The sequence below is a fragment of the Streptomyces sp. NPDC107765 genome, from assembly GCF_055657085.1.
Window position 1 is genome coordinate 52,966 of record NZ_JBVKBL010000004.1, and the last position, 19,156, is coordinate 72,121.

Genomic DNA, 19,156 nt, shown 5'->3' on the forward strand with positions numbered 1-19,156 from the left:
GAGCGATACGGGTAACCCCGCCGGCAGGGTCACCGCGAAGACGGATGCACCGCCACCGCGAAGAGAAGACGGGGGGCACTGTCACCGCGAAGAAAAGACGGGTCGGCGTCACCGCGAAGAGAAGACGGGCGGCTTCGCCGTGAAGACGGCAGCGTCACCGTGAAGACGGCAGCGTCACCGTGAAGACCGTCCGCCCCGGTGCGCTCTCGACGCCGACCGTACCGCCGTGCGCGGCCACCACAGCCTGCACGATCGCTAGCCCGAGTCCGGTGCTGCCGGCTGCCCGCGAGCGCGAGGCGTCCCCACGCGTGAACCGCTCGAACACCCGCGGCAGGAGGTCGGCCGGAATGCCGGGCCCGTCGTCCTCCACCTGGAGCCGGACGGCGGACTGTGGAGCTTGGCCGTGCCGGGCCCGCCCCTGTAGGGCCCGAACCGGTGAGACCTGACCACCCGGCGACGCCTGCCCCGATGAAGCCTGACCCGGTGGGAGCTGTCCTGGTGGGACGTTCCCCGGTGGGACCTGTCCCGCTGGCGCCTGCCCCTGCGGGACGTTCCCCTGCGGGACGTTCCCCTGCGGAACCTTCCCCTGCGGCGCAGCCGCTCCAACCGCCGGGACCACCCGGGCCGTCACCGTCGTCCCCTCCGGTGTGTGCGTCCGGGCGTTGGCCAGCAGGTTCACCAGGACCTGGTGCAGCCGCCCGCCGTCCCCGTGGACCCACGCCGGCTCGTCCGGCAGCTCCAGCCGCCACCGGTGCCCGGGCCCGGCCGCCCGGGCATCGCTCACCGCGTCCACCACCAGCGGCGAGAGATCAGTGCTCTCGTACGAGAGCGGGCGCCCCGAATCGAGCCGTGCGAGCAGCAACAGGTCCTCCACCAGCCCCGTCATCCGCTCCGCCTCGGACTCGATCCTCCCCAGGGCGTGCCGGGTCACCGGCCCGGGCCGCTCGTCCCCGCGCCGGGTCAGCTCGGCGTACCCCCGGATCGACGCCAGCGGCGTCCGCAGCTCATGGCTGGCGTCGGCGACGAACCGCCGCACCCGCATCTCGCTCTCCTGACGCACCGACAGCGCCGAGCCGACGTGTCCCAGCATCCGGTTGAGCGCCGCCCCGACCTGCCCCACCTCGGTCCGGGCATCCGCCTCCGCCGCCGGTACGCGGACGTGCAGCGCCACCTCGCCCTGGTGCAGCGGTAGTTCGGAAACCCGGGTGGCGGTGGCGGCGAGCCGGCGCAGCGGCCGCAGCGCGATCCCCACCATGCTCGCTCCGGCGATCCCCGCCGCGACCAGCCCGGCGACCGTCACACACGTCTCGATGAGCACCAGCCGGCCGACCGTGTCCTGGACCTCGCCGAGCGGCAGCCCGGCCACGAGTGAGCCGTCCTTCGCGGACTGCACGCGGTAGTCGCCGAGCCCGGGCAGCTCGGCGGTGTGCGGGCGGCCGTCCCGCGGTACGCGGTCCAGCGCCGCGACCTGCTCACGGGTCAGCCACGCCAGCCGCTCCGAGGGGTCCCGGCTGGTCGAATTGTTCAGCCGAGCCCCCACGTCGAGGGCACCGTCCGGCCCGACCCGCGCCCCCACCGTGCCCACGCGCTGGTCGCCCATCGCGACGAAGTCGAGGGTCTGGTTCCGCATCGGGTCGTGCGGCCGCGGCATCATCGCCCGCCCCACGTTGCCCTCCAGCCTCTCGTCCAACTGCCCCTGGAGGTACGAGTGCAACGCAATGGTGGTGACGACCCCGATCACCGACCCCACAACGGCAATCAGAGCCACCGCCGACACCACCAGCCGCGTCCGCAACGTCCACCGCCGCCCGACCGTCCGCCGCCCGCCAGCGGACGTACGCCCACCCCCGTCCCCACGCCCGGACGCGAGCCCAGAAACGCCCGACCGCTCGCGTGGCAGAACGGGCGAGTACACGGCCCCGGCCGCGGACGAGAGCCCAGACACGCCTCCCGTTACGGACGCACCTCCCGTTACGGACGCACCTCCGGTTACGGGCGAGGGCGCGCCTCCAGTTACGGGCGCAGGCGCGAACCCGGCCAGGGGCGAGGGCGCGCCTCCGGAAGCAGGCGCGGATCCGGCACCCGAAACGGGCGCCGCCGCCGGCCCCGGAAGGGATGTCGCCGCGGCCTCCGGATCGGGAGCGGGAACAGGACCGAGACCGAGGCCGGCAACCTGATCAGGAACAGGACCGGGATCGAGAACAGAACCCGGACCAGGAGTAGGTTCAGGCAGAGGCACCACCGTAGGACCGGCCACCGCTCCGCTACCCGCCCGGCTTGATCAGATAGCCCGCACCCCGCCGCGTATGGATCATCGGTGCCCGCCCCGCATCGATCTTCCGCCGCAGGTACGAGATGTACAGCTCCACGACATTGGCCTGGCCGCCGAAGTCATAGCTCCAGACCCGGTCGAGGATCTGGGTCTTGCTCAGCACCCGCCGCGGATTGCGCATCAGATACCGCAGCAACTCGAACTCCGTGGCCGTCAGGTGGATTTCCTGTCCACCCCGCCACACCTCATGACTGTCCTCGTCCAGCACCAGATCGCCCACCGTCAGCCGCGACTCGCTCCGGGCGGCCGCCGCCCCGGCCCGGCGCAGCAGGCCCCGCAGCCTGGCCACCACCTCCTCCAGGCTGAACGGCTTGGTGACGTAGTCGTCCCCGCCGGCCGTAAGCCCGGCGATCCGGTCCTCGACCGCATCCTTGGCCGTCAGGAACAGCACCGGCACGTCCGGCAGTTCGCGCCGCAGCCGTCCGAGCAGCGTCAGCCCGTCCATGTCCGGCAGCATGACGTCCAGCAGCACCGCATCCGGCCGCCAGCTACGGGCGGAGCGCAGCGCCCCCGCGCCATCCCCTTCGGCACGGATGTCCCAGCCTTCGTACCGCAGCGCGAGCGACAGCAGATCGGCGAGCGAGGACTCGTCGTCGACCACCAGCACCCGCACCGGGCTGCCGTCCGGCCGCAGCAACTCCGGCTGCTTCCCGGGCACTCTCCTGGACGCAAAACCCGCCGGAACCGAACCCGCCGGAACCGCCGTAACCGGAACCGACGAAACCGGAACTGACGAAGCATGAAGAGCCGCTGAAGACGACGAAGTCACGGTCATGCCGGTGAGCCTGATGCCCGCTCGTGAGAGCTCCCTTGCTCCTTCCTGTGAATCTCCTGAGAATCCCGGACGCCGGCCACGACCGGGCCCATGCTCGGTCCGCAACCGGGTCCGTGACCGGCCTGGGCCGCCCCCCGCGCGGTCCAGGCCGATCACCACTGCCCCAAGCATGGCACCCCCCACTGACAATCACTCTGACCAGCACTTTTGCCTCTTAACGGGTACCTCACCCACCCACCCAGGACCACCCGGCGTACCGTCCCCCCATGACACACGACCCTTTGATACACGGCCCGTTGACACACGACCCTCTGCCGCCGGCCCCTCCCACGCACACCTCCCTTCCGGGCGACTCGCTGACCCTCGTCGCCCTCTCCGGCAGCCTGCGCGCCCGTTCCTCCAACGGCGCGGTGCTGAACTCCGCCCTCACCCTGTGGAACGGCCCCGCCACCACCGCGGACATCGGCGCCCTCCCGCACTTCAACCCCGACCTGGACGGAGAGGACGCCACTCCTCCCGCCGCCGTCGCCGCCCTGCGCACCGCCGTCGCGTCCGCCGACGCCCTGCTCATCGTCAGCCCGGAGTACGCGCACGGAGTCCCCGGCGTCCTCAAGAACGCACTCGACTGGCTGGTCAGCAGCGGCGAGGTGGTCCACAAGCCGGTCGCGGTGATCACCGCGTCCCCGTTCCCCACCGGCGGCGATTACGCCAACGCCCAACTCCGGGAGACCCTGCGCATGATGACCGGCGAGGTCATCACGGCCGCCTGCCGTGAAATCCCCGCGATCGGCCCGAAGATCGACGCCGCGGCGGAACGCGTCTCGGACGAGGCCACCCTCACCGACCTGGCCGCGGCCCTGGCCCACCTGGCCACCGCCGCAACGGAAACGCCGGCAGCCCACTAGCGCCCCGGGCTACCTGGCACACCGCCAGCGCACCGTCAGCCCACTGATCCACCACGGTCTCCATCACGGCCTACACCACAGCCTCTGCTCCGGCCTCCAACCACGGTCCCGCCCGGTCTCCTCCACCTTCCCCGCCCCGGCCCCCCGGTCCGTTCTCCCGCACGGTCGGTCTACCCCCCGTTCTCCACCCCCGCTCCCACCCCGAACAACCGCGCCGCATTGCCGTAACAAACACCGCGCAACCACTCCTCCCCCATCCCCAACCGGGCCAGCGCCTCCAGTGCATGGGCGTACCCGTAGGGGATGTTGGGGAAGTCGCTGCCGAAAAGGACCCGTTCACCGAGCTCCGCCAGCCGGGGGCGCTCGGCCCGTGGGAACGGCGCGGTCCGTTCCGCGAAGTCCGTGAAGGCCATCGTCGTATCGAGGTGCACACCGGGATACCGTTCGGCCAGCTCCAGGAAGTCGGCGTACTCCGGCATCCCCAGGTGCGCGATGATCAGCCGGAGCCGGGGATGCCGGGCCAGCACCCGCGCGATCGGCTCCGGACCGGTGTGCTTACCCGCCGCGGGCCCCGACCCGCAGTGCACGACCACCGGCACCCCCGCCTCCGCGACGGCCCCCCACACCGCATCGAGCCGGGCATCGGCCGGGTCGTACGCCCCCACCTGCACATGCGCCTTGAAAACGCGTACCCCGCCGGCGAGTTCGTCCCGTACATACGCCTCCGCGCCGTCCTCGGGGAAGAACGTCGCGGTCCGCAGACAATCCGGCGTACGGGCCGCGAAGTCGGCCGCCCAGCCGTTCAGCCACTGCGCCATTCCCGGCTTGTGCGGATAGATCATCGACGTGAACGCTCGTACGCCGAAGCCGCGCAGCACCGCCAGCCGCTGGTCCTCCTCGAAGCGGTACGTGATCGGCCACTCCCGGCCCACCAGCGGCCCGGCCGCGTCGAAATACGCCCAGACCTTCGCCATCACGCGCTCCGGCATGAAGTGCGTATGGACGTCGATCAGCCCCGGCAGGCCCAGCCCCCGCCAGAACGCCCCCACCCTCTCGTCCCCGTCCGCCACCCCGACCCCTCCTCGTTCCTCCGCCACACCGACGGCCGCCACCCGTCGGGCACCGGCCGCTCCCAGCCTCGCAGGCGCGCCCGGCCCAGCAGAACCCTGCGCCACAGCCGAGCCCTCCCTCCCAGCAGAACCCCGCACGCCAGAGGAACCCCGCGCCTCAGAGGGACTCCCAAGAAGCACCGTCAGAAGCACTCCTCAGAAGAACTCCGCACCGCAGAGCAACTCGGAAGAACCCAGGAGAACCAAGGAGAACCAAGGAGAGCGCCCAAAGAACCCGAAGAACCCTGAAGAACCCAGAAGAACCCGCCCCCGCAAAAGCGCACCGCCCATCGCACGCCCAGAACAGACCCGCACGGTCAGGACAGACCCGGGCGCCAGAACAGACCCGCGCGCCATAACAGTCCGCCACGGTCAGAACAGACCTTCCTGCTCCCCTCCCCGCTCCGGCGCCCCCGGTACCGCCGTACGGGCCGGCAACACCGGCACGGTCGTCACCCGCCCCGTGGCCGCCCCCAGCACCCACCCCGACAGCAACCGCGCATCCATCACCGCAACCGGCCACGACCCACCGGCCCACGCACCCTGACCGGCCCCCTGACCCGCACCCCCGGAACGCCGCCCCTCAACCCCACCCACTGGGCCCACTGGGCCCACTGACCCGCCTGACCCCATGGGCCCCACTGGTCCCGAGGAGATGAGGGCATCCCCTCCCGCCAGCCGGAGATACACATCCGACCCGACCCCGGCCAGCACCTCCCCCACGATCTCCGCTCCCGCCGTCAGCCCGCCCAACACCGCCGCACCGGCCGGTACCCGGTCGAGCCCGAACAGCTCCGTATGGTCCGTACACGCGAACTCCACCGGCTCCAGCGTCTCCGGCCATCCAGTCAACGCCTTTGCCATCGCGTGCAGTTGAGCCAACTCGGCGCACCGCTCCGGTACCGTCGGCAGCACCCCCCGCGCCGCCCGCTTCGCCGCCTTCGTGAAGCGGTCCGGGATCCCCAGGGCACTCCCCAACACCGCCTCGGCCCGTCGCGCCGCCATCAGCGGACCGCGGCCCAGCCATGCGTACGCCACCGCCCCCTGCTCCACCAACCGCGCCGGCCCCCGCTCGGCGGCCGTGATCCCCACCTTGAGCAGACCGGGCCCGAAGTACGCGAGGTAGACGGCGTACGGACGCGGGTCATCGGCCATGGTGTCCGCGGCCACCGACCGCGACCGGTCCAGCTGGGCGCACCGCGCGCACTGATCCTTGGCGCTCTCCCCGTCCAGCACCGCCGAATACGGGCACAGCAGCCAACGGCCGGCCCGCCGCACGCCCAGACAACGGCGCTCGCCCTGCGCCGCGAAGGCCAGCCTCTTCCCCACGGGGAGCGGACTCTCCCGCTCCTCGTCCCGCTCGGCGCAATACCAGCCCAGCCGCTGCCCGAACCACGCCGAGGCCCCCTCCGCCCCAGCCCCCGCCGGAGCCGCCACACCGGCCCTCGTCAGCCCGTCAGGCTCCCTCAGCCCGTCAGGCTCCCCCAGCCCCCCACCGGCCTCGCTCAGCGCTCCGGAGGCCGTCAGCGCACCAGTCACCGGCCCAGCCCTGGACCCCGCTCCGCCCGGCCCGGACCCCACTCCCGGCCGCAGCCCCAGCCCTGGCCCCGCCCCCGGCCGTACCCCCGAACCACCGCCCGACCAGCGCGGTCCCGTACATCGCCACCACACCTCGCCAGCGTACGACTCGCCACTGACAACGCCCGCCTCCCGCAGAGCGCCAGCTTCCCGCAGAGCGCCGCCTCCCGCACAAGCGCCCGCCTCATGCACCCCGCGCGAACCCGACCCTCGCGAGCCACAGCCTCTGGCCCGCCCCCCACGAGCCACGACCCCCGGCGCCCGACCCCGCCCCGGCCCCGCCCCCACCAGCCGTAAGAAGTCAGCCACCCACCCCGCTCCCCACCCCCTTCAAGCCACCAACCCACCTCCACCCCGACCGCCCGCCCTCGCCCCCAACGCCGGTCCCGGGGGCACCTCCGGCGCCGAATCCGGGCCCACCCCCGGCTCAGGCCCTGACCCCGCCCCCACCCCCGGCCCCCGAAACGTATTCCGGTACACCCGCGGCGACACCCCCAGCGCCGACTGCAGATGCTGCCGCAGCGACGCCGCCGTCCCGAAGCCGGCCTCCGCCGCGATCCGGTCCACCGTCAGCTCCGTCTCCTCCAGCAACTGCCGTGCCCGCTCGATCCGTTGCTGGGTCAGCCACTGCAACGGCGAGATCCCCACCTCCTCCCGGAACCGCCGGGTGAAGGTCCGCACGCTCATCGCCTCGCACGCCGCGAGCTCCCGCAGCGTCACCGGCCGGTCCAGGTGTTCCAGCGCCCAGGCCCGCGCCCGGCCCGTCGAGGACACCTGCGGCTCCGGCATCGGCCGCCGGATGTACTGCGCCTGGCCGCCCTCCCGGTGCGGGGGTACGACGGTCCGCCGAGCCACGTCATTGGCGACGGCCGCCCCGTGGTCACACCGGACCATGTGCAGACACAGGTCGATCCCCGACGCGACCCCCGCCGCCGTCAGCACGTCCCCCTCATCCGTGTACAGCACGTCCGCGTCCAGTTCGACGTGCGGAAACAGCCGGCGGAAGTCGTCCACCGACCGCCAGTGCGTGGTCGCCCGCCGCCCGTCCAGGAGCCCGGCCGCCGCGAGCACGAACGCGCCTGTACAGATCGACGCGATCCGCGTCCCGGGCCGGATCCGCTCCAGCGCCTCGGCCAGTTCCGCGCTCAGCCGCCCGGCCGTAAGCTCCGCCCGGTCGTAATCCGCCCCGGAGGCCGGCACGACCACGGTGTCCGCCTCGGCAAGCGCCTCCGGCCCGTGCGCCACACACACGGTGAAATCCGTGTCCGTCCGCACCTCACCCGGCTCCAGCGCACACGTCACCAGCTCGTAGAGCCGCTCCCCGTCCGCCGAACGGGCCTCGCCGAAGATCCGGTGCACGATGCCCACCTCGATCGGCAGCATCCCGTCCCGCACCAGCACCGCCACCCGATGCCGCCGCACCCCATCCCCACCCCTCACTCGCCCCGCCCCATCCCACGACGCCCCACGGCCCAATCCCATGACGTAATCCCGCGGCCCATTCCCATCACCGGCCCGCAGCCGACCCAATCACCGGACCGACCCACGCTCGACCCATCACCCACCCCATGGCCCGATCCTTGCACAGTATGGCCATCCGGCCACTCGTCCGTACGCCCACCCGTCCGGACAGTGGGAGTCATGAAGATCCTCTGGCTGTTCGCCCACCCCGACCCGCGCTCCCTGAGCAGCGCCCTCAAGGACGAGGGCCTGCGCGCGCTCGAAGCCCACGGCCACGAGTACCGCGTCTCCGACCTGTACGCCATGAAATGGAACCCGGTGGTCGACGCCACCGACTACGGCCACGACCCCGCCGACCGCCTCCACATCGGCCCGGCCTCCGAACGTGCCTACCACCACGGCCACTTGACCCCGGACATCACCGCGGAACAAGAGAAGGTCACCTGGGCAGACACGGTGATCATCCAGTTCCCCCTGTGGTGGTACGGCATGCCCGCCATCCTCAAGGGCTGGTTCGACCGCGTCTTCATCAAGGGCTTCGCCTTCGGCCACACCGATCCGGAGTCCGGGCGCCCGCTGCGCTACGGCGACGGCCGGCTCACCGGCAAGCGCGCCATGGTGATCACCACCGCCGGCGCCCGCGCCGCCACCCTGGGCCCGCGCGGCGTCAACGGCGACCTCAACGATCTCCTCTTCCCCCTGCAGCACGGCACCCTCTGGTACGCCGGCATGTCGGTCCTCCCGCCCCTCCTGATCCCCGGCGCGGACCGCACCACTCCCACCGCCTACGCAACCGCCGCCACCCGCCTACGCGAGCGCCTGCGCACCCTCCCCACCACGGAGCCCCTCGCCTTCCGCCACCAGAACACCGGCGACTACGACGACAACCTCCTCCTCCACCCCCACCTCACCCCCACCCCACCCACGGGCCCCTCCGCCCACTACACAACCCCGCCCCCACCCCACCACCCCTGACGCCCCTGCCACCGCAAGACCGCGCGACCGCCCGACCGCCCGACCGCAAAGCCTCGGAACACAAAAAGCCCCGCAACGAAAAACACCTAGGAACGCAAAAAGCCGCAGGACCGTGGATAAAGATCCACGGTCCTGCGGCGTCAGTAGCGGGGACAGGATTTGAACCTGCGACCTCTGGGTTATGAGCCCAGCGAGCTACCGAGCTGCTCCACCCCGCGTCGGTTCCCCGAACACTACGCGACTCCCGCCCCCACGCCTAATCCTTTCCCCCACCGACCACCACACCGCCACACACCCGGCCCGGCCAGCCCTGGCACAAAGGCTCTCCCGTGATGTCAGGCAGACCGAGGCACGATGGTCACCGCACGGTAGTCGTATCCATCCTGCTTGAAGCCGGGGGCTTCCCACACGAGGTCCACCTGCTGGCCGGGCGCCAGCGTGCGGAAGCCGGCCGCCTGGATGTCGGAGTAGTGGCCGAAGCAGCCGCCAGGTGTCTCGGGGCAGTCGAGGACGCCCCACCCTTCTTCGTCGCTCCACTCGCGGACAATCGCGGTCACCATGGGCGAAACTCTACCGACCCTGTCTGCCCCGGCTGTTCAGGAACGTCACCCGCAGCGGAGCCGGGGAAGCGCACCTGGTGGAGCGGAGCGCAGCCGGCGCCTTGACGAGGTGGAGAAACCTGTAACAACCCAAGGACCTCCGGCGCCTGAACAACTGTTGGCAGAACCAGCAAGCGCAATTGCGTTACGGCAGAGGAGGATGACCGGCGTACCCACAGAGAGGCTGAGCCGGTTGGCTTCCCTCGGGCTGGTGCCTCGTGCCCGATGCCTGGTGTTTCACCTTCTCGTCCCCCCTCGTACCCCTCTACCGCCGGTGGCGTTTTTGGCGCGAACGGTGAGGCAAGACGTGGCAGAACTGCCGGAGGAGCGAAACGCGGCCCAGGAGGTGTCCGATGGGGCAGTCGCCCGACCCATCGAACGCTGCTCAGACCCGCGGCTGGGTGAAGCGAATGCGGTTGCCGAAGGGGTCGCGGAGGCCGCAATCGGTTCCGTAGGGACGATCGGTGGGTTCCTCGGTGAACTCCACGCCCCGGCCCAGCAGCGTCTCGTAGGTCTTGCGGCAGTCGTCCGTGGTGAAGATGAGCCAGCCGCCCATCGCGCCCTTGGTCACCAGTTCCCGTACCTGCTCGGCGGTTTCCTCGGACATCGCCGGCGCGCCGGGCTTCTCCAGCAGGATCTGGCGCTCGGGGTGCCCGGGGACGCTGACGGTCAGCCAGCGCATGAAGCCCATGTCGACGTCGGCGGTGACCTCAAGGCCGAGCTTTCCGACGTAGAAGTCGAGGGCTTCGTCCTGGTCCAGGACGTATATCTGCGATTGCGTGATGGCGTTGAACATGTCCCTCACGCTACTGAGCACGCCGGACGAAAACTTATCCAAAACTGCTCAGTCGACGGACGTTCCACGCACGGGGAGCCGGCGGCCGGCTCGAAGGGTCAGGCGCTCGGTCGCGCCCACGCCATCGTGAAGCAGGTGGGCACGCCCGTGGCCGCCGCTTGCTTGCGGTACTCCCTCGGTGACCGGCCGACGATGTCATGGAAGGTGCGACTGAAGGTCCCGGGACTGTTGAAGCCCACCTCGAAGCTGATGTCGGTCACCCGGCGATCGGTCTCCCGCAGGAGGAACATCGCGCGTTCGACCCGACGGCGCTGCAGGTAATGGTGGGGCGTCTCACCGAAGGTGGCCCGGAAGACGCGCGAGAAGTGCGCCTCCGACACATGGGCGATCCGCGCCAGTGCCGCCACGTCCAAGGGCTGCGCATAGGCACGGTCCATCGCATCCCGCGCCCGAAGCATGCGACGGTTACTCTCCTCGGCAGCACGACTCACGGCGCCATCACACCACAGCCCTGCTACGCCGAAAGACGGGGCCGTGACCGCTCCCGCCGCCCCTATTGGTTTGGTGAGGTGCTGGCCTTGGTGAGGTGCTGGACCTGCGCCGGCCGGACGTAGACCTGCATGAAGGCGTCGTCACCGTCCGGCAGGCGCTTCGCCGGGTCGGCGGGTCGGCGGGGAGTTGCTGACCGTCGCCCCGTGATCACGGAAGTCCTGCCCCCCCCAGCTCGATCCGCGCGCCCATGGACCTCCACACCTCCGTGCGGCACGACTCCCAGCGCTCCGCCTTCGACCGCGTCGGGGTGCGCCGAGTGGTGACGGCAGCCGACGGGACGATGACGGTGGCGCGGCCGGCGTCCCAGTGGCCATCTGATCCACTCCGCATCAGCCCTCTGAGGCGGTTGCCGTCAACCACTACCGTCACCGCCAACGCCAGAGGCCCCGTTCGCTATCGAACGGGGCCTCTGGCCTGCTGTGCGCTCGGCAGGATTCGAACCTGCAACCTTCTGATCCGTAGTCAGATGCTCTATCCGTTAAGCTACGAGCGCTTGGCTTTCCGGCGGTTTTTCTTGCCGGTCGGCGTTGCGGGAACAACATTACATGACCTGCGGCGTCAGGCGAAATCCATTCCTCTCACCCCCTCTGACCTGCGGAAATGCGTTTGTGGGCGGGGGTGGGGGTGAGGCGGAGCCGGGACGGCGGTCGGCGATCCGAGTGAAGTTCGGGTGGGGGGAACCCTCTTCGGAGCCGGGCTTGGACGGACTGGACGGGTGGGCTCGATGTTCGGGTGTGACGGGGGCCACTGGGGAGAACGCCCGTCAAAGACCGGGGGAGGGAGATCCCGGGGAGGCTCCGGGGGAAGATCCGGGAAAGGTTTCGGGGAAAGCCAGGCCCAGGGATCAGGGAAGCGTCCGGGGAGATCAGCGCCGGAAAGCGTTCAGGCCCCGGTCGGGGTGACCGGGGCCTGGACGGAGACGAGCGGAGGCGGAGGGATTTGAACCCTCGATCGGGGGTAAACCCGAAACCGCATTAGCAGTGCGGCGCCATAGACCGGACTAGGCGACGCCTCCACGCACCCCACGCGCGCAGGCGCGCTGTGGTGTGTGTCGATGATGGCACAGCTCCGAGGGCTGTCACCAATCGCCCCCTACGGTACTAGGCGCGCGGGCCACCCGGCAAAGACGTTCCTGCGGCGCAACGTCGGGGGCGGCGGCGCGTTAGGAGTGTGGGGCCGTGGCGATCGCTGTGTCGTGCGCCCCCGGCGTGTACGTACCGCGTACCGCCCCGCACTCGCCTCTCTGGAGCCTGTGATGTCGCACCGCCGGACGTCGTCCCCCTTCGCCGCCGCTGCCACCGTCGTCACCGCCGTCACCGCAGCCACCGCCGTGCTGGCCCTGGTGGCGCCCGTCGCGTCGGCCGCCCCGATCCCGCTCCCCCACCACCGGTCCGGCGGCGGCGTGACGGGCGCGGGCCACCACGGCCCCGAGGGGAGCGGGAACGGCCATGGGGGTGGGGAGGAGCGGCGTACCGGTGGAGCGGGGGCGCTGATCGGGCCTGATCTGGTCATGGGGCGGAATGCGCATCGGGAGCAGCTGGCCTCCCCCGATGACCGCCAGGTCGCCCACCACGCCACCCACCGCACCGCCCAGCCCGGCGGCCACCACGCCACCCCTCACACCGCCCAGCCCGTCGCGGCGGACCGGCGTGGGGCCCAGGGGGCGCCGCGGGATCACCTCACCGTTACCGTCCGCCGGTCCGGGTCGGCGCATACGGACGGGACCTTCGAGCTGTATTGCCACCCTGCGCACGGCACGCACCACCATGTGCGGCGGGCGTGCGCCAAGCTCGACTCCATGACGCGGTGGGGGAAGGACCCGTTCGCGCCGGTGCCGCAGCACGCGCAGTGCACGATGATCTACGGCGGACCGGCGACCGCGCATGTCACCGGAACGTGGGCGGGGCGGCCCGTCAACGCGGACTTCCGGCGCACCAACGGGTGTGAGATCGAACGCTGGAGCCGCTTCGAACCTCTGCTCCCGGCGACCAGTTCGTGACCCGTTTCGTGCCGCAGTAGCGTCCCAGGTCAGGACGAGGGGCACATGTCGGGCGTGCGGCGAGTCGCACGGCGCCGCGGCATAACCTCCCCGTCATCCGCCTCCGCGTCGCGCGCGAGTGCCCGTAGACTCCATCCCGACGGTCCGCCGCGGCGGGCCCGGCACGGTGCGGTAACAGGAGGGAAGCGTCTCGTGAGCAGCAGGCCATCCCGAGGCGCTGCTCGCCTCGCAGCCATACTCGACGCCCTCCCCGACGCGCTGTTGCTCGTCAACTGCAACGGCACCGTCGTCAACGCCAACACCATCGCGCTGGAGACCTTCGAGGCGCCGGGTACGGCCCTGGTCGGGCGCGGTCTGCTGGACCTGCTGCCGGACTTCGACTCCAAGCGGATCCCGGGCTCGATGCGGCGCCGGGACGAGGAGGTCGCGGGGCAGCGGACGAAGCCGACGCGGATGGTCGCGCGGCGGACGGACGGCACCGAGATGCTGGTCGAGGTGACCAGCGCCAATCTCGAGGACGGCCGGACGCCGTACGAGTCCGCCTTCGAGGCCGCCTACGCCGATCACCGCAACGGCTACACCGGCGACGAGCTGCTGATGCTCGTCGTACGGGACCTGAGCGGCACGCTGGACACCGAGGCCGAGCTGGCCCGCCAGCAGCGGCAGACCGAGATGATCCTGCGGGCCGCGGCCGAGGGTGTGGTCGGGGTCGATTCCGAGGGCAAGGTTGTCCTGGTCAACCCGTCCGCGGCGCAGATCCTCGGGTACCGGGCGAGTGAGCTGGGCGGGAAGGAACTGCATCCGCTCGTCCATCACTCGCGGGCGGACGGGTCGCCGCTTCCTTGGGAGGACACGCCGCTGGCCGACACGCTCAAGTCGGGGCGCAAGCACCGGGTCCGCGGGCAGGTGCTGTGGGCGAAGGACGGGCGTGCGGTGGCCGTGGACCTGACCACGGCGCCGGTGCGGGACGGCGATCAGCTGGTCGGCGCGGTGATGACCTTCACCGACCGGCGGGCCTTGGACGCGCTGGCGGCCCGGCATGCCCAGCTGCTGGCCGTCTTGGAGCAGGCGCTGCGCGGTCCGCTGGAGGAGCTGAAGGGCGAGCTGGGCACGCTGGCGTCCGATCCGGCCGGCCAGTTGTGGCCGGAGGCGAACCAGATCCTGCACCACCTCGCGGCCGGCCACGCCCGGATGACGACGCTGGTGGACAACGTCCTGAGCTATCAGCGGCTGGACGCCGGCAAGGAGAAGCTGAACCGCGCGAAGGTGTCGCTGGACGGTGTGGTCGCCGCGGGCGTGGAGGGCGCGATCGAGCTGATCGGGCCGGGCCGGGCGCAGTTCGCGGTGCATGCCCCGCCGATAGAGGCGGTGGTGGACGCGGAGCGGGTGGCGCAGGCGCTGTCGCATCTGATCGCGGATGTGGCGGGCGTGGATTCGACCGGGCGGATGCCGGTCGGTGACGGCGCCATGGGGACCGGCGGGCGTGCCGCGATTCCCGGGGACTCGACGATCGTGGTGGCGGCGGCCAAGCGCGGCGAGGTCGTACGGATCGAGGTGCGCGGGCCGTTCGGCGGCGGTGACCCGGTGCACGAGCCGCTGGTCCGCGGGATCGTGCGGCAGCACGGCGGGCTGCTGCAAACCCATGAGGTGCCGGGCAGCGGTCCCGGTACGGGCGGCAGCGCCTACGTGCTGGAACTGCCGGTGGGGATCGACGGCGCCGACGACGTGACGTCGGCGGACGGTGCCGCGGAGACCGGGACGGGGGAGGTACCGGCCGGCAACGAGACGACGGTGATGCCGGTCCCGACCGCGCGGGCCCGGGGTACACAGGTCGACGCGGCGGACGAGGGCGTAACGGGCCAGGGGCCCGCGGTGGGTGACGGCGGTACCGAGGGGGCCGGTGAGTCCCTCGGTGCCGGTGTGGAGCAGGGTGCGGCGGTGCCGGCGCAGGCCGGTGGCGCGTCGCCGACCGGACGCCGGCGGGCCCGGCGCCCCGTTGGGGAGCAGGGCGCGCCCGAGGGTGTGCCGGGCGAGCCGGCGGCTGCCGAGGGCGAGGGCCCGGGGCTGCCGCCGGGTATGGCGGGTGCCGAGGCCGTGCCTCCTACGGGGCGCCGGCGGGCGCGGCAGGGTGCCACGGAGGGCGCCGGGCTGCCCGCGCTGCCCTCGGGTGCAGACCCGTCCGCCGGCCGGCAGCCGGGGCAGGTGCCGGCCGCCGGACCGGACCGGGGCGAGGCCGCCACCGGGCCGGGTGCCGCGGCCGGGCCGTCGACGGGCCCGGTGCCCGCACGTCCGCAGATTCCGGGCCAGGCCCCGGCGCCCGCCCAGGCGCAGGGGCTGGGTCCCGTCCAGCCCGCCGGCCGGCGGGCCCGCCGGGCGCTGGCCGAGGCGCCGGAGCGCGCCGCGCAGGGCGAGCGGGGCCGGGCGCCGGCCGGCGCCGGTGCCGCGCAGCAGGCCGGGCAGCGGACGGCGTTCGCGCTGCCGCCGGCCGCGGCGGACCGGGTCCCGCAGCCGGCGCCGTCGGGGCTGCCCGCGCTGCCCGCGGTCGCCGATCAGGTGCCCGCGCAGGCGGCCGGTCCGCAGGAGGCCGGCGGTACGGGCCGGCGCCGGGCGCGTCGGCCGGTGGCCGGTGGTCCGGAGGCCACGCCGCCCGCCGGGCCGCCCGGGTACGCCCTGGAGGCCGCCGCCGGGAATGCCGACTCGGCCGAGATCCAAGGCGATTGGGACGAGCCGACCGGGCGCCGTCGGGCCCGCCGGGCGGCCGCCGAGGAGCGCGCGGCGGCCGCGATGGCCGACTCCGAGTCGTCCGGGACGTTCGTGGCCGGGCCGGAGGGGCTGGTGGCGCAGCCCGCCGGGTCCGACGCTGCCGCCGAGCCGGCCGGTCCGGGCGGGGCCGGTCCGGCGCCCGCCATCGCGCCGGTGCCGGGCGGGGACGCGCCCGCCGGGCCCGAGGTGCCCCCCGCACCGACCGGACGCCGTCGTGGCCGCCCCAGCCCCGCCGAGGAGGCGCCCGCGGCTCCCGTACCGGCACAGGGCGGGCCGGGCGGTCACCCGCACCGTCAGCCGCTCCCGCCGGGCTCCGAGGACGAGGCGGCGGCCCAGGGCCGGGCGTTCAGCGTGCGCACGCTCGGGCAGGGCGTGCCGTTCGCCCAGCAGATCGCCGGGCAGCAGCGGCCGTTGCCGCCCGGCAGCACCCCGCCCGGTGGTACGTCCGGGGGTTCGGGCCGGCGCCGTAAGCTCGCCGCGCCGCCGCAGGACGGTGAGCGCGCGGCGGCCGCCGGGCCGGTACCGGACGGGGCCGGGCCGCGTCCCGGTCCGCAGCCGACGGCGCCGCAGGACCGTGTGCCGGCGGCCGGTCAGCCCGGGGCGGCGCCCGCGGCGCAGCCGCAGCCGCATCTGATGGACGCCAGTGAGGGGCGGGCCTTCGCGATCTCCGCGCCCGACGAGGGCAGCGAGGGTCCCGAGCCGCTGGACGGGCCGAACGGTGCCATAGAGGTGATGGACCGTCAGCCCATGCCGATGGACGACGAGCTGCCGCCGGAGCCGCTGGACAATCCGCGCCGGCTGCTGGTCTGGCCGGCGCCGGACGTCGCGACCCAGCAGGCGCTCAGCGACCGCGGCTACCGCCCGGTGATCGTCAACTCCCGTGAGGAGGTCGACGCGCAGATCGCGGCGTACCCCGCGGCGCTCTTCGTCGACCCGCTGACCGGGCCGATCACCCGTACCGCGCTGCAGTCGCTGCGGCAGGCGGCGGGCGCGGCCCAGGTGCCGGTGCTGGTGACCGCCGGTCTGGGGCAGGCGACCCGGGACGCCGCCTACGGGGCGGACCCGGCGGTGCTGCTCAAGGCGCTGGCGCCGCGGGACGGCGAGAACCACCCGCCGCGGGTGCTGCTGATCGAGCAGCACGACGCCATCGCCGGGGCGCTGATCACGTCGCTGGAGCGGCGCGGGATGCAGGTGGCGCGGGCGAACGCGGACACCGACGCGGTGACCCTGGCGACGCAGATGCGCCCGAACCTCGTCGTGATGGACCTGATGCAGGTGCGTCGCCGGCGGGCCGGGATCGTCGACTGGCTGCGCGCGAACGGGCTGCTCGACCACACCCCGCTGGTCGTCTACACCTCCGCCGACCTCGATCCGGCGCAGCTGCCGCGGTTGGCGGCCGGTGAGACGGTGCTCTTCCTGGCGGAGCGTTCGACGAGCGCCGAGGTGCAGTCCCGGATCGTCGATCTGCTGGCCAAGATCGGTACCAACTAGCAGCCGGCGGTACCGGGCGCCCGGTCGTCGGGCGCCCGGTGGGGCCGGTCAGGCCAGCAGCGTCACGTCCAGCTCGCCGTCCGCGTACTGCCGCCGCAGCACCTTCTTGTCGAACTTGCCCACGCTGGTCTTGGGCACCACCGGGATCACCGCCCAGCGCTCCGGCAGCTGCCAGCGGGCGATCCGCTCGCCGAGGAACGCCTTGAGGTCCTCGTAGCCGATGGTGGCGCCCTGGTTCAGGACGACGGTGGCCAGCGGCCGCTCGCCCCACTTGTCGTCCGGTACGGCGACCACCGCGGCCTCCGTGACGTCCGGGTGCGCCATCAGGTGGTTCTCCAGCTCGACCGAGGAGATCCATTCGCCGCCGGACTTGATGACGTCCTTGGCGCGGTCGGTCAGGGTCAGATAGCCGTCCGGGGTGAGGGTGCCGACGTCACCGGTGCGCAGCCAGCCGTCGGGGCTGAACTTGTCGTCGGGGCGCAGCGGTTCGCCCTGGGCGCCGCCGTAGTAGGCGCCGGCGATCCACGGGCCGCGGACCTCCAGCTCGCCCGCCGCGGTGCCGTCGTGCGGCAGCTGCGCGCCGTCCGGACCGATCAGCCGGGCCTCGACGGAGGCGGGGAAGCGGCCCTGGGTGGCGCGGTAGGCCCACTCCTCCTCGCCGCTCACCCCGGCCGGCGGGTGCGAGACGGAGCCCAGTGGCGAGGTCTCGGTCATGCCCCAGGCGTGGACGACGCGGATGCCGTGCCGCTCCTCGAAGCCGCGCATCAGGGCGGGCGGGCAGGCGGAGCCGCCGATGACGACGGTCCGCAGGCACGCCACATCCCTTTTGGTCGCGTCCAGTTCGGCAAGCAGCCCCTGCCAGATGGTGGGGACCGCGGCGCCGATGGTGGGCCGTACGGTCTCGATCATCTCGGCGAGCGGGGCGGGCTGCAGGAAGCGGTCCGGCATCAGCAGCGAGGCGCCGGCCATGAAGGCGGCGTGCGGCAGGCCCCAGGCGTTGACGTGGAACATCGGCACGACGGGCAGCGTGATGTCGCGCGACGAGAGCGCGAACGCCTCGGCGGTGTTGACCTGGAGCGAGTGCAGGTAGAGCGAACGGTGGCTGTAGAGCACGCCCTTGGGGTCGCCGGTGGTGCCGGAGGTGTAACAGAGGGCCGCGGCGTCCCGTTCGTCGAGTTCCGGCCAGTCGTACGTCTCCGGGCGGTCGGCGATGAGCTCCTCGTAGTCGTGCACCCGGGCCCGCGCGCCGTCCAGGACGGACCGGTCGCCGGGGCCAACGACCACGATGTGCCGGAGCGTCTCCAGCTGGGGCAGCAGCGGGGCGAGCAGCGGCAGCAGGCTGCCGTTGACGAGGACGACCCGGTCCTCGGCGTGGTTGATGATCCACACCAGCTGCTCGGCGGGCAGCCGCAGGTTGAGGGTGTGCAGCACCGCTCCCATGGAGGGGATGGCGAGGTACGCCTCCATGTGTTCGGCGTTGTTCCACATCAGGGTGCCGACCCGGTCCTCGTCGGCCACGGACAGCTCGTCGCGCAGCGCGTGGGCCAGCTGGGCGGCCCGGCGGCCGATCTCGGCGAAGCTGCGGCGGTGCGGCTCGCCGCCCGTCCAGGTGGTCACCTGGGACCGACCGTGGACCGTGGATCCGTGGGTCAGAATCCGTGAGATCAGCAGCGGTACGTCCTGCATCGTGCTGTACACCAGGGGCCTCCCAAGACAGCGGCCGTTACGCGAGGGTAATTTCCTGGTGATTGTGCTGGCATACCACGCGGTATGTCACTAGCCGGCGGCCACGAGACTGATTTCTTCCTTCTGTTCGGTTGC

The 19,156-nt window shown here is 72.5% G+C and carries 13 protein-coding genes and 3 tRNA genes; 4 read left to right on the forward strand and 12 right to left on the reverse strand.

Annotated features, from left to right (window positions below; genetic code table 11):
- Positions 1 to 154: 154 nt before the first annotated feature.
- A complete protein-coding gene (locus ACZ7MX_RS11870) occupies positions 155 to 1,777 on the reverse strand; it encodes a sensor histidine kinase (protein WP_472131425.1) in 1,623 nt (540 codons plus the stop codon).
- 487 nt (positions 1,778 to 2,264) lie between these two features.
- On the reverse strand, positions 2,265 to 2,966 hold the full coding sequence (locus tag ACZ7MX_RS11875) for a response regulator transcription factor (protein ID WP_030415880.1): 702 nt from the start codon (positions 2,964 to 2,966) through the stop codon (positions 2,265 to 2,267).
- Between the two features lie 407 nt (positions 2,967 to 3,373).
- Here ACZ7MX_RS11875 and ACZ7MX_RS11880 point away from each other — a divergent pair, with 407 nt between their 5' ends.
- A complete protein-coding gene (locus ACZ7MX_RS11880; protein ID WP_472131426.1) occupies positions 3,374 to 4,012 on the forward strand; it encodes an NADPH-dependent FMN reductase in 639 nt (212 codons plus the stop codon).
- 170 nt (positions 4,013 to 4,182) lie between these two features.
- Here ACZ7MX_RS11880 and ACZ7MX_RS11885 read toward each other — a convergent pair whose 3' ends face one another.
- The 3 genes from ACZ7MX_RS11885 to ACZ7MX_RS11895 all read right to left on the reverse strand — a co-directional run bounded on the left by ACZ7MX_RS11885 (position 4,183) and on the right by ACZ7MX_RS11895 (position 8,082).
- On the reverse strand, positions 4,183 to 5,082 hold the full coding sequence (locus ACZ7MX_RS11885) for an amidohydrolase family protein (RefSeq protein ID WP_472131427.1): 900 nt from the start codon (positions 5,080 to 5,082) through the stop codon (positions 4,183 to 4,185).
- Between the two features lie 411 nt (positions 5,083 to 5,493).
- On the reverse strand, positions 5,494 to 6,450 hold the full coding sequence (locus tag ACZ7MX_RS11890; protein WP_472131428.1) for a DUF2797 domain-containing protein: 957 nt from the start codon (positions 6,448 to 6,450) through the stop codon (positions 5,494 to 5,496).
- A gap of 579 nt (positions 6,451 to 7,029) precedes the next feature.
- On the reverse strand, positions 7,030 to 8,082 hold the full coding sequence (locus ACZ7MX_RS11895) for a GlxA family transcriptional regulator (RefSeq protein ID WP_472131790.1): 1,053 nt from the start codon (positions 8,080 to 8,082) through the stop codon (positions 7,030 to 7,032).
- 258 nt (positions 8,083 to 8,340) lie between these two features.
- On the opposite strand from ACZ7MX_RS11895, the gene ACZ7MX_RS11900 reads away from it, so the two are divergent.
- On the forward strand, positions 8,341 to 9,135 hold the full coding sequence (locus tag ACZ7MX_RS11900) for an NAD(P)H-dependent oxidoreductase (protein ID WP_472131429.1): 795 nt from the start codon (positions 8,341 to 8,343) through the stop codon (positions 9,133 to 9,135).
- A 144-nt stretch (positions 9,136 to 9,279) separates the two neighbouring features.
- Here ACZ7MX_RS11900 and ACZ7MX_RS11905 read toward each other — a convergent pair.
- The 6 genes from ACZ7MX_RS11905 to ACZ7MX_RS11930 all read right to left on the reverse strand — a co-directional run bounded on the left by ACZ7MX_RS11905 (position 9,280) and on the right by ACZ7MX_RS11930 (position 12,097).
- Positions 9,280 to 9,353: transfer RNA gene (locus tag ACZ7MX_RS11905), tRNA-Met, on the reverse strand.
- A 117-nt stretch (positions 9,354 to 9,470) separates the two neighbouring features.
- A complete protein-coding gene (locus ACZ7MX_RS11910; protein ID WP_472131430.1) occupies positions 9,471 to 9,695 on the reverse strand; it encodes a cold-shock protein in 225 nt (74 codons plus the stop codon).
- A gap of 424 nt (positions 9,696 to 10,119) precedes the next feature.
- Positions 10,120 to 10,530 (reverse strand): VOC family protein, encoded by a 411-nt coding sequence (locus tag ACZ7MX_RS11915; RefSeq protein ID WP_472131431.1) that lies wholly within the window; start codon positions 10,528 to 10,530, stop codon positions 10,120 to 10,122.
- Positions 10,531 to 10,628: 98 nt separating this feature from the next.
- Positions 10,629 to 11,021, reverse strand: coding sequence for a helix-turn-helix domain-containing protein (locus ACZ7MX_RS11920; RefSeq protein WP_472131432.1), 393 nt, complete (start codon positions 11,019 to 11,021; stop codon positions 10,629 to 10,631).
- A 481-nt stretch (positions 11,022 to 11,502) separates the two neighbouring features.
- A tRNA-Arg gene (locus tag ACZ7MX_RS11925) sits at positions 11,503 to 11,575 on the reverse strand.
- Between the two features lie 431 nt (positions 11,576 to 12,006).
- Positions 12,007 to 12,097 (reverse strand) — tRNA-Ser (locus ACZ7MX_RS11930).
- 240 nt (positions 12,098 to 12,337) lie between these two features.
- Here ACZ7MX_RS11930 and ACZ7MX_RS11935 point away from each other — a divergent pair.
- A complete protein-coding gene (locus ACZ7MX_RS11935; RefSeq protein WP_472131433.1) occupies positions 12,338 to 13,081 on the forward strand; it encodes an SSI family serine proteinase inhibitor in 744 nt (247 codons plus the stop codon).
- Between the two features lie 192 nt (positions 13,082 to 13,273).
- Positions 13,274 to 17,335 carry a PAS domain-containing protein gene (locus ACZ7MX_RS11940; protein ID WP_472131434.1) on the forward strand — a complete coding sequence of 1,354 codons (4,062 nt, stop codon included), beginning with the start codon at positions 13,274 to 13,276 and terminating at the stop codon, positions 17,333 to 17,335.
- A 48-nt stretch (positions 17,336 to 17,383) separates the two neighbouring features.
- On the opposite strand, the gene ACZ7MX_RS11945 is transcribed toward ACZ7MX_RS11940, so the two are convergent.
- Positions 17,384 to 19,033, reverse strand: coding sequence for a long-chain fatty acid--CoA ligase (locus ACZ7MX_RS11945; protein ID WP_472131435.1), 1,650 nt, complete (start codon positions 19,031 to 19,033; stop codon positions 17,384 to 17,386).
- Positions 19,034 to 19,156 lie beyond the last annotated feature (123 nt).

Bases quoted from the DNA above. Each gene is read 5' to 3' on its own strand.
- ACZ7MX_RS11900 (WP_472131429.1), top strand. From the start codon at position 8,341: ATGAAGATCCTCTGGCTGTTCGCCCACCCCGACCCGCGCTCCCTGAGC.
- ACZ7MX_RS11880 (WP_472131426.1), top strand. From the start codon at position 3,374: ATGACACACGACCCTTTGATACACGGCCCGTTGACACACGACCCTCTG.
- ACZ7MX_RS11895 (WP_472131790.1), bottom strand. From the start codon at position 8,082: ATGCTGCCGATCGAGGTGGGCATCGTGCACCGGATCTTCGGCGAGGCC.
- ACZ7MX_RS11935 (WP_472131433.1), top strand. From the start codon at position 12,338: ATGTCGCACCGCCGGACGTCGTCCCCCTTCGCCGCCGCTGCCACCGTC.
- ACZ7MX_RS11915 (WP_472131431.1), bottom strand. From the start codon at position 10,530: ATGTTCAACGCCATCACGCAATCGCAGATATACGTCCTGGACCAGGAC.
- ACZ7MX_RS11910 (WP_472131430.1), bottom strand. From the start codon at position 9,695: ATGGTGACCGCGATTGTCCGCGAGTGGAGCGACGAAGAAGGGTGGGGC.